Annotated in this window: 14 protein-coding genes; 7 read left to right on the top strand and 7 right to left on the bottom strand. The window is 50.2% G+C overall.

The features are described from left to right. The first annotated feature begins 119 nt into the window (after window positions 1-119). From ACR9Y8_RS27375 to ACR9Y8_RS27365, 3 genes are read left to right on the top strand one after another with little or no spacing between them, the layout of a single operon-like run. On the top strand, window positions 120-599 hold the full coding sequence (locus tag ACR9Y8_RS27375) for a hypothetical protein (protein WP_481216479.1): 480 nt from the start codon (window positions 120-122) through the stop codon (window positions 597-599). Continuing rightward, window positions 596-1,720, top strand: a complete 1,125-nt coding sequence (locus ACR9Y8_RS27370) for a PAS domain-containing sensor histidine kinase (protein ID WP_481216478.1) — start codon at window positions 596-598, stop codon at window positions 1,718-1,720. The genes ACR9Y8_RS27375 and ACR9Y8_RS27370 overlap by 4 nt, the downstream gene beginning before the upstream one ends. Further along, window positions 1,717-2,778, top strand: coding sequence for a response regulator (locus ACR9Y8_RS27365; RefSeq protein WP_481216477.1), 1,062 nt, complete (start codon window positions 1,717-1,719; stop codon window positions 2,776-2,778). Before ACR9Y8_RS27370 ends, ACR9Y8_RS27365 begins: the two co-directional genes overlap by 4 nt. Here ACR9Y8_RS27365 and ACR9Y8_RS27360 read toward each other — a convergent pair. Beyond that, on the bottom strand, window positions 2,775-3,176 hold the full coding sequence (locus ACR9Y8_RS27360; protein ID WP_481216476.1) for a hypothetical protein: 402 nt from the start codon (window positions 3,174-3,176) through the stop codon (window positions 2,775-2,777). The genes ACR9Y8_RS27365 and ACR9Y8_RS27360 overlap by 4 nt on opposite strands. 260 nt (window positions 3,177-3,436) lie before the next feature. Here ACR9Y8_RS27360 and ACR9Y8_RS27355 point away from each other — a divergent pair, with 260 nt between their 5' ends. Together ACR9Y8_RS27355 and ACR9Y8_RS27350 are read left to right on the top strand one after the other, a co-directional pair. After that, entirely contained in the window at window positions 3,437-3,769 is a 333-nt protein-coding gene (locus ACR9Y8_RS27355) for an ArsR/SmtB family transcription factor (RefSeq protein ID WP_481216475.1), read from the top strand. A gap of 100 nt (window positions 3,770-3,869) precedes the next feature. After that, window positions 3,870-4,049 (top strand): hypothetical protein, encoded by a 180-nt coding sequence (locus ACR9Y8_RS27350; protein WP_481216474.1) that lies wholly within the window; start codon window positions 3,870-3,872, stop codon window positions 4,047-4,049. A gap of 318 nt (window positions 4,050-4,367) precedes the next feature. On the opposite strand, the gene ACR9Y8_RS27345 is transcribed toward ACR9Y8_RS27350, so the two are convergent. Next, complete coding sequence (locus tag ACR9Y8_RS27345; RefSeq protein WP_481216473.1) at window positions 4,368-6,800, bottom strand: penicillin acylase family protein; 2,433 nt, start codon at window positions 6,798-6,800, stop codon at window positions 4,368-4,370. Window positions 6,801-6,913: 113 nt separating this feature from the next. After that, window positions 6,914-8,029 carry an aminotransferase class I/II-fold pyridoxal phosphate-dependent enzyme gene (locus ACR9Y8_RS27340; RefSeq protein ID WP_481216472.1) on the bottom strand — a complete coding sequence of 372 codons (1,116 nt, stop codon included), beginning with the start codon at window positions 8,027-8,029 and terminating at the stop codon, window positions 6,914-6,916. Window positions 8,030-8,147: 118 nt separating this feature from the next. Between ACR9Y8_RS27340 and ACR9Y8_RS27335 the strand changes: the two genes are divergently transcribed. Then, a complete protein-coding gene (locus tag ACR9Y8_RS27335) occupies window positions 8,148-8,744 on the top strand; it encodes a MiaE family protein (protein ID WP_481216471.1) in 597 nt (198 codons plus the stop codon). A gap of 42 nt (window positions 8,745-8,786) precedes the next feature. On the opposite strand, the gene ACR9Y8_RS27330 is transcribed toward ACR9Y8_RS27335, so the two are convergent. Beyond that, on the bottom strand, window positions 8,787-10,997 hold the full coding sequence (locus tag ACR9Y8_RS27330; RefSeq protein WP_481216470.1) for a patatin-like phospholipase family protein: 2,211 nt from the start codon (window positions 10,995-10,997) through the stop codon (window positions 8,787-8,789). Between the two features lie 178 nt (window positions 10,998-11,175). Between ACR9Y8_RS27330 and ACR9Y8_RS27325 the strand changes: the two genes are divergently transcribed. Next, on the top strand, window positions 11,176-12,672 hold the full coding sequence (locus ACR9Y8_RS27325; protein WP_481216469.1) for an MFS transporter: 1,497 nt from the start codon (window positions 11,176-11,178) through the stop codon (window positions 12,670-12,672). A gap of 18 nt (window positions 12,673-12,690) precedes the next feature. Here ACR9Y8_RS27325 and ACR9Y8_RS27320 read toward each other — a convergent pair whose 3' ends face one another. The 3 genes from ACR9Y8_RS27320 to rlmB form a co-directional block, all read right to left on the bottom strand. Further along, window positions 12,691-13,665: a GSCFA domain-containing protein gene (locus tag ACR9Y8_RS27320; RefSeq protein ID WP_481216468.1), complete on the bottom strand. Its 975-nt coding sequence runs from the start codon at window positions 13,663-13,665 to the stop codon at window positions 12,691-12,693. A gap of 33 nt (window positions 13,666-13,698) precedes the next feature. Beyond that, entirely contained in the window at window positions 13,699-14,547 is an 849-nt protein-coding gene (locus ACR9Y8_RS27315; protein WP_481216467.1) for a hydroxymethylglutaryl-CoA lyase, read from the bottom strand. Between the two features lie 118 nt (window positions 14,548-14,665). Then, window positions 14,666-15,469 (bottom strand): 23S rRNA (guanosine(2251)-2'-O)-methyltransferase RlmB, encoded by an 804-nt coding sequence (gene rlmB / locus ACR9Y8_RS27310; RefSeq protein ID WP_481216466.1) that lies wholly within the window; start codon window positions 15,467-15,469, stop codon window positions 14,666-14,668. Window positions 15,470-15,476 lie beyond the last annotated feature (7 nt).

Raw genomic sequence — 15,476 nt, 5'->3', positions numbered from 1 at the left:
GTCCTTCACATGATAATCATCATGCGGCTAATTTTTGGCCCCCGCTTTGATACAAATCCATAAAATACTTAACTTTCAGTTTGTTGCAGCCTGTTACCGATATACAAAATAACTGTTAAATGTATTCTTCCATCAACGAGCTCGACGATCAGTTTCAGCTATCCATGTTTTCGGCCCTGATGGAAAAGGGAGGCGGCCTGCTGGGCGTGAGGGAGAAAGAGAGTGGCAGATTGCTCTATATGAACGAAGCAGGCATGAGGATGCTGGGCAGCACGGACCCTGCCGTGGTTGAAGCACTACTGCAAAAAAACAAGCTGGGGTATTGCGACTGGACCCTGGAGAGCGGCGTCAACAGTAACAGTCCCGGCAGAGAAGAACGTGAGTGGGTGAACAACGCCGGTCAGAAACAATGGGGCGTTTACGAAAGGATCTTATTTAAACACTCCGGGAAGGAATATTGCTTCTTCCGCCTGGGAGACCTTACCTCGGATAGTTATTTCCAGCAAAAGATAGAAAAAGAGTTACAGCGCTTTGGCGCCCTCTTCGATTATGCCAGCATCGGCATACTGGTGGCCAATAAGCGGGGGAGATCGTCATGATCAATGATTTTGCGCTGGATCAGTTCGGCTACCGGCGCGAAGAATTGCTGGAAGGCCCCGTAGAACAATTGCTCCCGGTGAACCTGCGCGACAGGCATATCGAATATCGCGAAGGCTTTACCGGCCAGCCGCAGAGCAGGCCCATGGGCATCGGCCTCGACCTGTTTGGGGTTAAAAAAGACGGCACGGAATTCCCCGTGGAGATTAGCCTCAGCCATTACCAGAATGAAGAAGGCACCTTTGTGATCGCCTATATCAACAATATCACTGCCAGGAAGCAGGCAGAGGCCAATAATGAGCGCCTCAATGACGAGCTGGAACGAATGGTGGAAGAACGTACCCTGCAGCTCAGGAAAGCCCTGGAACTGCTGGAAGTATCCACGGCAGAGCTCACAACAGCCCTGGGCAAAGAAAAAGAGCTGAGCGAGCTGAAATCCCGCTTCGTATCCCTGGCCTCGCACGAGTTCCGTACCCCTCTCAGCACTATCCTCTCCTCCGCCTTCCTGGTCAAGCAATATGCCGGGGAAGAGGAGCAGGGAAAACGGAATAAGCATATCCAGCGTATCGTTTCCTCCGTCAACCTACTGACTGATATACTGAACGACTTCCTCTCCGTAGGCCGGATAGAGGAAGGAAAAATCCAGGTACGGAACATTAATTTTGATGTGAATGAGCTGTTCCAGAATGTGATCCAGGAGATGCAGGGCATTATTAAAGAGGGACAGGAGGTGGATTACCTCCATATCGGCGGCACGGAAGTAACGCTGGACCCCGCCCTGCTGAAGCATATTGTCATGAACCTCCTGGGCAATGCCATTAAATTCTCCGGTAAAGACGCCACCATCCTCTTACGCACCTACCGTAAAGAGGACGAATTCAAGCTGGTGGTGGCCGATAAAGGCATCGGCATGTCGCAGGAAGACCAGCAACACCTGTTTGAGCGGTTTTTCCGGGGCACCAACGTGAGTAATATTCAGGGCACCGGGTTGGGCCTCCACATCGTAAGTAAATATAGTGAGCTGATGAACGGCAGCATATCATGTGAGAGTGAACTGGGCAAAGGCACCACTTTTACCTTAACATTTCCTATCAATAACAAAACTTCCCTTACACACGCATGAAAACGATCCTGCTAATTGAAGACAATGACGATATCCGGGAAAATACAGCAGAAATCCTCGATCTGGCCGGATACAAGGTCCTGACCGCAGAAAACGGCAAAACCGGGGTGGAACTCGCCATGGAACACAAGCCCGACCTGGTGATCTGTGATATCATGATGCCCGTACTGGACGGTTACGGCGTATTGCACATGCTGCAGCGCAACGACGAGATGAGAGATACTCCTTTCATCTTCCTGACCGCCAAAACAGAAAGAAGCGATTTCCGTAAAGGCATGGAAATGGGAGCAGACGATTACATTACCAAGCCTTTCAGCGGCACCGACCTGCTGCATGCCATTGAAAGCCGCCTTAAAAAGGCCTCCCTGAGAAAACAGGATTTTCCTGCCAACCTGCAGGGCCTCAACAAACTGATGGAAGCTGCCACCGGGGGAAAAGGCACCCTTAAAGCATTGTCTGAAGGACGCAACATCGACAGGTACAAAAAGAAACAGGCCATCTATGTCGAAGGCAATCATCCCACCAGCCTGTTCTACATCCAGAAGGGAAAAGTAAAGATCTTCAAAAAGAATGACGACGGTAAGGAACTGGTGGTAGACCTGTACAACACCGGTGATTTCCTGGGCTATGTAGCCCTGCTGGAAGGCGGCACCTATAAGGAAACAGCCGAAGCCATGGAAGAAAGCGAGATCGCGGTGATCCCCCGGGAAGACTTCGAAGAGCTGCTGAACAACCAGCAGGAAGTAGCCGTACAGTTTATCCGCATGCTGGCCAGGAATGTTACCGTGAAAGAGCAGCAGTTATTGGGACTGGCCTACAACTCTCTTCGCAAAAAGGTAGCCGAAGCGCTGGTGAACCTTTATAATAAGTATAACGAACGCAGGGAAACCCACTTCGCAATAGATATCAGCCGCGATAACCTGGCCACCATAGCTGGTACCGCCACTGAATCGCTGATCCGTACACTGGGCGATTTCAGGGAAGAAAAACTGATCGATATCAAGGAAGGGACGATTGTTATTCTCAATGAAAAAAAGCTATCCAGCATGCTGTATTAGGCAGGCTGCCCGAAATGATCATTCAGATAGCCTTTAAATTCTACACTGAGTTTTTCGAAATTCTCTTTTATGATGATGATCTTCACTTCGAGCTTGCGCTGAACGTCTATTACCTTTTTATATTCGCCGTTCATGTGGAAATGCTCCTGTTGCAGGTGGTAAAGCTGTTCCCTTACCTCGTGCTTCAGGAGGCCCAGCTGTTCGTCCATTTTCAGGAAGCGGTTCTGGAAGTACTCCAGTTCTTCCAGCTTGCTTCTAACGAAATCACTATTTAAAATATCAGCCAGCCTGGTTTTGAAATGAATATTTTCATCTTCCAGGAGGGCCAGTTCTTTTCTCCAGCCTTCATTCTCATATATCAGCTCGCCTTTTTCACCGTTGTTCATTGCTAATTTCATAGTTTGTAGCACCAAGTTATACCTCCGTTTTTCAATAGAGTATGACAACGGTCAGTCAGAACACTGACCGTTGTCAGCATGTCAAAATTCACTGTTCTATTAGCCCCGATCCCCATACTTGCACGGTTCTTGTCTGCGCGGGACTTATCTCTACCACAAAAGTACCAGCCCCCGGCCGCTTAAAACAGGACCGCGGTTAGGAAAAGACCTGATTGTAATCACCCTCCTTCTTCGTAATTTCAAATCAGAAATAGTTTGAAATGGGAGTTTCCAAGACCGCATTATTCACAAAACAGCAGAACGAAATAGCCCTTATGGCGAAGGCGCTGGCCCACCCGGCACGTATTGCCATTCTCCAATACCTGGTAAAAGTGAACCGCTGCGTATGCGGAGATGTCGTAGAGCAGCTGGGCCTGGCGCAGGCTACCACCTCCCAGCATCTGAAGGAGCTGAAAAAGGCAGGCCTGATAACCGGCACCATAGATGGCGCCAATGTCTGTTATTGCATAGATCCCAACGCCTGGAAACAATTCCGCCAGGTGTTTGCCGGGTTCTTTAAGGACGATATAAACCTGGACCGCAACTGTTGCTGACCCTGCGGGCTTAAAAATCCCTTTTTTACGTAGTATCGCCGATCATATTTCTGCTTACTTTTAAGAGAATGCCATTCACATTTAACCTAAATTTTCTCAGATGAAAAAAACAACAGAAAAGAAATTGAGCCTTGGCAAGATCAAAATTGCCAGTTTGACCAAACCCAAACAGGACGGTTTTATCAAAACCATTGACACACTGTGCCAGGGCAATACTACTCCGATATCTGTTTGTCCCTGCATCAGTACCGGTCCTGGTGGGTGCTCCGACCCCTGCTGAGGCTGAAATTATAGGATAAAAAAGGGCGTATCAATGCATGATACGCCCTTTTTTTATGGTTTTCGCGGCATTTCCAGAGGTCGATTCAGCTGAAATCCGCTATGGTATTTGCTTATCATAGGGATATCTGCCCTATATCTCCGTGTTATATGGGAGTTATAAGCGAGATATAAGCCCCTTTTATAAGTAGCAGATATCCTGGCGGTATCTTGTTAAAAAATAGCAGGTAATATTGGAAGCTCCCAGCTATATGGCACAAAAAAGCCTGTCCGCCAGGTGACGGACAGGCTTTTTAACCTTATCTTAAATGCCTTTGGCTTATTCTTCGGGTTGCAGCAGCATCTTAAATTTCACGGCCGGATCATCCTTATGCTGGGTGTCAAAGATACGGAGCTGGTAATAGTTGCCATGTGCCCAGTCTTGTACGCTGTTGTCATAATAGGGACTGCCCGGGTTACCGCTTTGGCCTCCGGGGTAGATACCATATGCCTCCGTGGTAGGCCCTAATTGCACGATCATACGCCAGGAGGGACCATGGTTAGCCTTGGTGGCGTTCACAACGTGGGTGCCGCCACCGGTGTACAGGTGCATCTGGCTGAAGGCGGGCAGGGCGCGGGTAAGGTGACGTATATCCGTACCGCGGAAACGGCCCCATTCCAGGCGTTGCTGCTTATCCAGTTTTTGGGCAGAATCTGCCACCTCGGCAAAGGTCTCCCGAACCAGGTCGGTAAGGGTTTCTTTTCTTGCGGTATGAATATCATCTACAAAATGCATGGAAGAATCACGGATCAGCCATAAGAGAGAGGCATTGTCGGTGGGGTAATCCATTACCAGGCTGTCTTCGCGGTTCATCAGCTCATCGTCCCAGATCCGTTTTTTCAGCCCTTCCCATAACATATAGAAGATGGTAGCACCTTTACTGTTCGGGGCATTCTCCAGGTTCCATTCCTGCAGGACCTGGTAATAAGGCTGCTGTGCGGCTGTCAGGGATTGCTGGGGCAGATGTGCATTCAGCAAAGGCTTGGCCGCCCGGGCAAAGAGATTGGCATTGTCGTTCTGCAGCTGCATCATATCCTGAATGGTGATCTGGTTCATGGCAGACAGACGCTCATTGATACGCTTACCACGGTACAGATCATAATAACCAAAGTAATAATATGGATAGCTGCTGTCTGTAGGCTGCTGGTTGGCGGAGCTTACAAATCCCCTTTCCGGGTTCCTGATATGCGGGTTCTCTGCCTGCGGAATATAGCCCTGCCAGGCAAAGGTACTGTTGCTGCCGGGGAGGATATACTTGCCCTGGTTTTTCCAGCGCAGGGGGAACTGTCCGTTATGCCAGAGCGCTATATCGCCTGTTTTGGAAGCAAATACAAAGTTCTGTGCTGGGCAGGTATAATGCTGCAGGGCCTCCAGGTAGTCTTCATAAGTGCGGGCCTTGTCCAGCTTCAGGAAAGTGAGTATTTCGTTGGAATGATCGTGGGCTTTCCAGCGCAGGGCCAGGAAAGGTTGTCCGGGCACATCGTCATGGAAGGTATTGTCATACATTACAGGGCCCCATACGGTATAAGCCACGGTGTCGTAATAAGGCTCCTGCCCTTTTACCTTTATGATTTCCACCCGCTGCGAGGCATTCCGGTATTCGCCTTTGAACAGGTACTGGCTGCGGCCATTCCTGAACTTTACGGCGTAGTAGTCCTTTACATCTTCAGAACCATTGGTAACGCCCCAGGCGATATGGTCGTTAAAGCCGATAATAACCCCAGGAGCGCCGGGCAGGCTGGCGCCGTATACATTCATATTGGGTGTGTGCAGCTGCACTTCGTACCAGAGGGAAGGCAGGCTCAGGCCCAGGTGCGGATCGTTACAAAGGATAGGCGCCCCGCTGCGGGTCTTGCTGCCGCCTACGGCCCAGTTATTACTGCCATTGTCGGGATCGGGCTTATCTTCCCGGAAGTCCAGCATGGCGGCTATTTCTTTAAGCGAGCTGTCGGCCGGCAGCACGGCATTTTTCACCGGTTTATCAAAGGCGGTGCCTTTGGGGATCACCGGGTCAATGCTGTCGTTACGGTCCGGGTACATGTTATCAAAATCGGCCTGTGTGAAGATATGCCGTGCATTCGTATACTCAAGATCGTTAGCGCCGCCGGTGAGGTCGTAAGACATGTATTTTAACAGGGCGCCGCTCTTCAGGGCAGACCATGGCTCTGGACGATAGTTGAGCAGTTTGTATTCCACAGGTAAGTCGCTATATGACAAACTGCTGATGTAGGTGTTCACACCGGCGCTATAGGCTTCTATGGCTACTTTAGTGGTGCTGTCACGCAACATTTCGGCAGCAGCTACTTCCGCGGCATAGCCCATGCCCATGCGGCGTTGCCTGCGGTCATACTCCAGGAGCTTAGGGCCGAGGATCTCCGACAAACGGCCCTGGGCGGCCAGTGTCTGCAGCTCCATCTGCCAGAGCCGGTCGCGGGCATGCAGATAGCCCTGTACAAAAAAGGCGTCCGCTTCTCTTTCTGCGAACACGTGAGGCACCATGCGGTCGTCTAACCATACTTCCACTTTGCCTTTCAGTCCGGGTAAGGATAGTTCGTCATTAAAATCTTTTCCGATAGGTTCTGCGTTCTGCCAGAATCCTTCCTGGGGGCTCAGGAATTTGCCCAGCGGCGGGGTAGCTCCCCACTGGCGGTTCAATACGCTGATCAGGATGAGGGTAATGGCGGCCGAGATAAGAAAGGGAATGAATTTCATAAGAATATGCTAATGTGATGAAGTTAGGGGAAAAAAATGAGAAAAGTCGTTAGTCGCTAGTCATTAGTCGTTAGTATTGGGCCAATATCCTCCTAATCACTAACGACTAATGACTAGCGACTAGCAACTAATAACTGTGTACACTGATCCACTTCATCAAATGTGTTGAAGCTATGCAGCACGATACGCAGCCGCTCTTGTCCTTTAGGCACGGTGGGATGCAGGATAGGTCTTACATCCAGGCCAGCCTCCTGCAGTGTGGCGGCCTGGCGGCGGGTAAATTCGTTGCCTGGGGTCAGTACAATCTGTATCGGCGTTTCGCTGGGTAATACCTGCAGCGAGGAAGTGCGCTGGCGAAAACGGGCGATCAACGCTGCCAGGTGCTCACGGGCCTCCTTCATATAGGGGAAGAGGTTATAGCTGGCCATGACCGCTGCAATGGCGGTTGGGGGTAAGGCAGTGGTATAGATAAAGGAACGGGAAAAGTTGATGAGATAACTGCGGAGCACATCTGATCCCAGCACGATGGCGCCGTGGCAGCCCAGGGCTTTACCAAAGGTATGCACACGGGCAAAGCACGCATCTGCCAGGCCCAGGACCTGTATTAAACCTTCTCCGCTTTCACCTACTACGCCGGTGGCATGCGCTTCGTCAACAATAAGATGCGCGCCGGCTTTTTGACAGGCCTCGGCGATGGCTTTGAGCGGCGACATGTCGCCATCCATGGAATAAACAGATTCTACGGCAACGAATATATTACCGCTGGCGCGGCGCAGCTTCTTTTCGAGGTCGCCTACATCATTGTGTATAAAAGAAAAGGATTGGGCGCGGCTTAGCCGGATGCCATCGCGGATGGAGGCATGGATCAGCTGATCGTAGATGACGGTATCCTCCTTCTGCGGCACACAGGAAAACAATCCTACATTGGCGTCATAACCGGAGTTGTAGATCAGCCCTGCAGGCGCTGCATGAAACGCTGCCAGGTTGCTTTCCGCTTCTTCTACCCAGGCGTAATTGCCTGCCAGCAGGCGGGATCCTGTACTGCCATGCATATAGGGCCTTTCCATCAGCAGGGCGTGCACCGCCTCCTGCATGGCGCCGCTGCGCGCCAGTCCCAGGTAATCATTGGAGCAAAGGTCCACCATATGCGGCGGAGGCAGCTTCAGCTCCCTGAAGGCATGTTGTGCCCTGCGCTGTTCCAGTTGCGATAGCAGAAAGTCATCGTTCATTCGCCAAAGCTAAGGAATGTAATGTAAATCCTAACAGCGGCTATCCTAACGGATGATATTGGCGCAATACGATAAAGGATAAAAAATATAACTTGCGGCCTTAAGACCTTATATAATTATGTCCAAAGTTTCCATCCTTGGCTTGCAGCTGCCAACGGACCCTCGCTGGGTTGACCTCGCCTCCATCTCCTTGGAGGCGGTATTGACCGATCATGCTTTTTGTGAACAGAAAGCTGCTACCGCCTGCATTTCCCTGATACAACGTTACCCGGAGAAGGACCGGCTGGTACAGGACCTCGCTCCTATCGTTACAGAAGAATGGGGCCATTTCCGGCAAGTATTGGCAGAGATGAAGAAGAGAGGCTATTCACTGGGCAAACAACGGAAAGACGCTTACGTGAACGAACTGATGCAGCACCAGGTAAAGGGCGGTACTGCGGAAGACCAGCTGCTGGACAAGCTGCTGATCTGTGCATTGATAGAAGCACGCAGCTGCGAACGTTTCCGTTTGCTAAGCGAAGGACTGGAAGATGATTACCTGCGGGAATTCTACCGCAAGTTCATGATATCAGAAGCTGGGCATTACCGCCTGTTCATTGACCTGGCCAGAGAATATATGCCAGAAGACAAGGTTACACAACGCTGGCAGTACTGGCTGAAGACAGAAGCCGATATTTTGAAAGAGATGGAAGTAAGGGGCGATAGAATGCATTAATTAGCTACTAGCTACTAGCTGCTAGCAGCTAATAGCTAGTAGCTAAAAATTGAAGCCGATATTTACGTAACCCCGCAGGCGACCGTCCTGGTCGCAGTACATGAGAGAAGCTTCGATGGGCCCGAGGCGGGAATTGTAGCCTGCAGTCATGGAATACCCGCTCAGGTATTTGTATTTGGCACTCACATCGTTGATGAAGTCATAAACGGCTACGCCTGCTCTTGGTACTAAGAAGATATTACGCACTATTTCGCGCTGGTATGCCAGCTGTACGATGGCCGCGCTGGAAGTAATTACCTCGCCCTCATAGATACCGGGGAAGGTAAGCTGGTGATGTGTTACATTATTAAGGCCCCCCAGCAGGTATCCATTTACAATAGGCTGATCATAGTTATAGTTTACCCCTCCGGCAGCGCCGAACTGCAAGGCATCTTCTCCTCCCAGGGGGAAGTAGTATTTAAACTGCAGCGTGGCATGCTGGTAATTATTAAAGCTCAGTTTCAGGCTGTCGAGGTGGATCTCCTGTCCGTTGCTATAGGCGCGGAAGCCGTGGTTCTGGTTGTACACATAGCCGGCTTCCAGCTGCAGGTCTGTACCACTACGGGGATAGATCTTACGGTCCAGCGAGTTGATCCCGAAGTTAAGGAAAGAATTCAGCTGATTGGTATTGCCCCTGATCTCTTCTTTAGAATCGAAAGTAGGCCGGTAATTAAAATACTCCCAACGGGTGCCTACACCCACGCTCATGATCCGGCTCAGGGCATATTGCATATGTATTTCTGTATTGGCATAGTTGGTACGATATTGCTGCGAGCGGCGAAAATCCTCATAGAGGTTCAATCCATTATTCTCGTAATACAGGCCCATACCAAAACCGAAATCTCTTTTCCTTCCCAGGTATTTAAAATACTCTGCGCGCAAACGGGGATTCTCACTGATACCGGCGGTAACAAAGGAACGGGAGTTGGGAACGATGAAGTTGCGCTGGGTGATGTTTACTATAGCGCTGGCATTGGTATAGGTGTTATAATTCAAAGCCACTTTTACATAGGTGAGCGGATTCTCTTCCACCTGCACATCCATGCGGCTTTTAGCCGGACCATCGGGCAACAGGTCATAAGTGATCTCTTTATAGAAACGGGTGCCGAATACATTGCGCAACGCATCGCCTAACTGCCCGGGGTTGTAGCAGCCATCAGGCTTGAGGTTCATCCTTCCCAAAAAGAATTTCTCATCAGAATGCACCAGGCCTTTCACATGCACGGAGGTAAGCTCCACATCCGGTACAAAAGGCAGCCGGTCTTTCACAAAAGGAGTGCCGGGGTACAAGGCGTTCAGTGAATCTGCCAGGTGCTTGAAAACAGGATACATTTCACGGCCTTTGATCTTGCCCAGCGCTATAATAGAATCCACGCTGCCAAAGCTGGCGGCTGAGTAATTCTCCAGGTCATGATGAATATAGATGTCACATTGTTTGCGGGCGTCCTTAAAATCAATCGCATCCTTATAAAAGCCCAGCTGATAGAGAATATCAAAAGCGGTTACCAGCTTATCGGCTTTGCGGAGACCTCCTGCAACATTGGAGCCGATCACGATATCAGCGCCCATCTCCTTTGCCGTGATCACGGGGAAATTGCGTACCACGCCACCATCCACCAGTTTCCGGTCGCCTATCTTAACGGCGGTGAAAATGGAAGGAATGGCCATACTGGCCCTGAGACTGGATACAATATGGCCGGTATCCAGCGTTACGATGTCGCCGGTGGCTACATCTGTAGCAATACATTTAAAAGGGATGTTCAGCTTCGTGAAATCCCTTACATCCTTGGCTGGCCAGCAGAGACGGGCCAGTTCCAGCCAGAGCTGCTCCCCGGTGATCACACCGGATCCTAATTTTGGCTTGCCATATTCAAAAGGGATTTCAATAATGTATTTATTGTATTCGCTCTTTTCTTCGTAGGAGATGTCTGTAAGCGCAGGCTGATTGGCAAAGAGGTTATCCCAATTCAGCTTATGGGCCAGTATTTCGATAGTATCGCCGGAATAGCCCATCGCATACAGGGCGCCTACAATACTGCCCATACTGGTGCCCGTAATGTAGTCTACTTTTAGCCCTGCGCTGTCCAATGCCTGCAGGATGCCGATGTGGGCCAGTCCCTTAGCCCCTCCGCCGCTGAGTGTCAACCCTATTTTGGGCCTTTCCTTGCCTGTTTGCGCCTGCAAACCGGCCGGGTGTATACAAATTCCAAACAATAACGCTAGTATTATGCTATAAAACCTCATATGATACTGTCCACTAAGCTCAACGGATATGTCTAAAGTTAACGGATTCATCCGACAGTAAAACGAGGGCCAGCCCCATTTCCCCTATAAAAGATTAAAAAATACTAATATTTTTTCTATCTTCTCCCCTCTTTTATAAAAGCTACGGATGAAAAACACGAAAAACCAGAATATCTGGCAGGTAATCCTTGCGTCGTCTGCCGGCACATTGATCGAGTGGTACGACTTTTACATTTTCGGCAGCCTGTCGGCCATTATCTCTGAGAAATTCTTTCCGCCCAGTAACCCTGACCTGGCCTATATCGCTACGCTGGCCACCTTTGCCGTAGGTTTTGTGGTGCGTCCGTTCGGGGCGATCATCTTCGGGCGGCTGGGAGACATTGCCGGGCGTAAATACACTTTTCTACTGACACTGCTGATCATGGGCGGGTCTACCTTTGCCATTGGCCTGATACCTGATTATCAACGTATAGGCATACTCGCGCCTATCATCGTGCTCTTATTGCGGCTGTTACAAGGCCTGGCCCTTGGCGGCGAATACGGAGGTGCAGCCACTTATGTGGCAGAGCACTCTCCGGCACATCAACGCGGCTATTACACCAGCTTTATACAAACTACGGCCACCCTTGGACTATTTGTTTCACTGGCGGTGATCCTGATTACCCGTAATGTAATGGCGCCGGAAGACTTTAATAGCTGGGGCTGGAGAATTCCGTTCTGGTTATCGGTGTTCCTGGTGATCATGTCTTACTATATCCGGATCCGCCTGCAGGAATCTCCCCTGTTTGCGCAGCTGAAAGCAGAAGGTAAGACTTCCCGTAACCCGATCAAAGAAAGCTTCGGCAAGAAAGAGAACCTGCGGCTGGTGCTGCTGGCTTTGTTCGGCGCCACTATGGGACAAGGGGTGGTATGGTACACGGGGCAGTTCTATGCGCTTTCCTTTCTACAAAAGACCATGGAGCTGGAATTTGTACAATCCAATATCGTGATCGCCATTGCGCTGGTGCTGGGCACCCCCTTCTTTATTTATTTCGGTAAGCTGTCTGACAAGATAGGGCGAAAGAAGATCATGATGAGCGGCTTACTGCTGGCAGCACTCGCCTACTACCCTATTTACAGGGCGATGGACAATACCGTGAAACTGGAGCACAAACAGGAGCTGCCGGGCCAATACCGCATAGAGAGCAAGCTTACGCCTAACAAGGATGGATCCAGCACGGAAAGGCTCTCCCGTATACGCGTATACGATGATGGAACACAGGTAAAAGAAATTACGGCTACCACCGGCGCCAAAACGGAAGTTAAACGGGAAGTAACGGTGAGCACTACCAATATGGCCTGGCTGGTGTTCCTGGTATTTATACAGGTATTGTTCGTTACGATGGTGTACGCCCCTATTGCCGCCTTCCTGGTGGAGCTATTCCCGACAAGGATCCGTTATACTTCTATGTCGCTACCCTATCACCTGGGCAATGGCGTATTTGGAGGCCTGTTGCCTACCATTTCAACATTACTGGTAACACAAACACACAATCACCTGGCAGGGCTTATTTACCCCATAGGCATTGCTGTGGTATGTTTCTTCATAGGTGTTTTCTTTATCAAGGATCCGCAGGCGGAGGGGGTATTAATAGTTAATAATTAACAATTAATAATTAGTGCACTAGTTACCGAAGTAATTGGCCAGTTCCCGGAGGGGCAGATAGGGATGCTCCTGCTGCAGGGCGGCTACTTTACGGGCGTATGTGCGGAGAAATTGCTGATGCTGGGGGCTTTCGGGATTAAAAGGTTTATGCTGACGGGCCCTGTTCAGGTCCTGGATGTGCTTCAGCAGTTGCTGACTGCCGGGGTGAATACAGCTGTTCACAAAATGTTCCCATACATAATTCACGGCGGTTTCGTTGGGATGTACCAGGTCGTCTTTATAGAAACGGTAATCGCGGAGGTCGTCTATTACCAGCTCGTAGGCAGGGAAATAGAAGAGGCGGTCAAATTTATTGACCAGCTGATGGACTACCTGTAGAAGAATGGCCTTGCTGAGGTTGTTCTCTACTACCCCATCGCGGGCATAACGTACCGGGCTAACGGTGAAGAGTATATTGATATCCCGGTTACGGAAAAAGAGCCGGTGCATCATATTATCGAGGGCGGTGATGATCTCATCTACTGTCAGCAGTTTTTTATAGAAAGCCGACATGGGTACTTTATGGCAATTGGCTACCAGCTGCCCGGTTTCCTTTAATACATAAGCATGTGCAGAGCCCAGGGTGATCACCAGCCAGCGGGCTTTACTCAGATAAGCCGCAGCCTCCTGCTGTGCAGCGTTGATATGGTCTAATACCGCTGCAGGCGTAAGGGCAGAAAAACGGCTGTGATGGTCCCAGCTGTGCCAGAGATCATCGTGCATAAAAAGGTCTGCTTCCGTATACTTTTTATGATCCAGGTAACTGTGCACCGCTTTGGTAATGCTGACAGGATTATAGAGAATGCCATGCGGGTTAAGCAGGGCGGGGAATAAATGCTGCTGCAGCTTTTCTCCCATTTCCTCTGCAAAACAGGAACCCATCAGCAGTATCTGATCCCGGTATTCGAAAGCAGGTTCAAGCGGTGCAACAGGAAAAGTGAGACGGAAGTGCATGGTAATTGGCTTTTAGCGGCTGGCGCTTAGCAGTTAGTAGATAAATATTCTCTCGGCGAGGCGTTGAGCCTCCTGCAAAGCAGATTGGTTTAGTTTTAATTCCTCGTTATGTTGTTGGCAGAACCATAAGAGGTTCTCCGTGGCAAGGTTGCCCACCAGGTCGTCTTTTGCCATAGGGCAGCCTCCTATCCCTTTGATCGTGCTGTCGAAACGGCGGCATCCCTCATTGTAGGCGGCTATCACCTTTTCTTCCCAGTTATGCGGTGCAGAATGAAAATGTGCACCGAATTCTACCCCGGGATAGGCTGGTATCAGCTCTTTGAACAGGTGGGTGATAGTGGCTGGTTCTGCCACACCTACGGTGTCTGCCAGTGAGATGATGGAGATGTCCATCCCTGCCAGCTCGCTGACCCATTGTGCAGCGATGCCTGCATCATAGGGATCGTCGTAGGGATTGCCGAAGCCCATGGAGATGTACACGACCAGCTGTTTACTGTTCTTGATGCAGAGCTCCTGCAGGGTTTGCACCAGCTCCAGCGATTCTGCGATGGTTTTATTGGTATTCCTCAGCTGGAAGGTTTCTGAAATAGAGAAGGGATATCCCAGGTAAGTGATCTCATCGAACATCACTGCTTCTTCTGCTCCGCGCTGGTTGGCCACTATCGCCAGCAGACGGCTGCCATTAACGGGGAGCTGCAGTTTTGTCAATACGGCTGCCGTATCGGCCATCTGGGGAATGGCTTTAGGCGATACGAAGCTGCCAAAGTCGATTGTATCAAAACCAACCTGCAACAAGGTGTTCAGATAATTTACCTTATCGGCCGTGGAGATGGGATGCGTCCATCCCTGCATGGCATCGCGGGGACATTCGATCAGTTTCATATATCCAGGTTTGAGGTTTGAAGTTTGAGGTTTGAGGTTAGTTTGCGGTTTGAGGTTCATGACGAGCTGCCATTGTGAAAGTTGCATGTCATGAACATCAAACCTCAAACCTTAAACTTTAAACATTTTCTCTTTGTTTCATTGCTTCATACAGGATGATGCCGGCGGCAACGGAAACATTAAAAGATTCGAAATTGTTGCTCATGGGGATACGGAAAAGGGTATCCGCTGCTTTTAACAGGGCGGGATACACGCCTTTATCTTCTGAGCCCATGATCACTGCCACTGGTTCTTTCAGGTCACAGTCATAGAGTTTTTCCGTTGCTTCCATTTCGCTGGCCATTACCTTGATACCGTTGAGGTGCAGTGTGTCAATGGCCTTCAGGAGGCTGTTGACCCTGCAAACGGAGATCTTTTCCAATGCGCCGGCAGAAGATTTAATGGCTTCCTCGTTGAGGGAGGCGATGCCCTTATCCGGGATAATGATGGCCTGGGCGCCGCAGCAAACAGCGCTGCGAGCGATGGCGCCTATATTACGTACATCTGTAATACCGTCCAGTATCAGGAACAGGGGGGTGAGGCCCTGATCTATTGTATGGGAGATTACGTCCTGCAGATCGAGGTAGGCAACCTGGCCTGTAATAGCGATACATCCCTGGTGATTGGCCTGGGTAAGGCTGTTCAGCTTTTCTACCGGCACCAGGTTGATGGGAATGTTGTACTGGGCAGCCAGCTGTTTGATCTGGGGGATGATGTCGCCGGTGGCATTGCGCAGCATAAAGATGCGTTCAATCGTTTTGCCTGCCTGTATCGCCTCCATCACCGGCTGCCGTCCTATTACCATGGAAGAGGCTTTGGGCCTGGGCGCAGCTTGTTTGCGGGGCGCGCCTCCACGGTATGAAGTGTTTTTGCGTTGATCCATTGGCTGC

It is taken from the genome of Chitinophaga sp. SVR4-12A, from assembly GCF_056754765.1.
The sequence above is the reverse complement of the archived record's forward strand: the minus strand, read 5'-3'. Positions and strand labels throughout refer to the sequence as shown.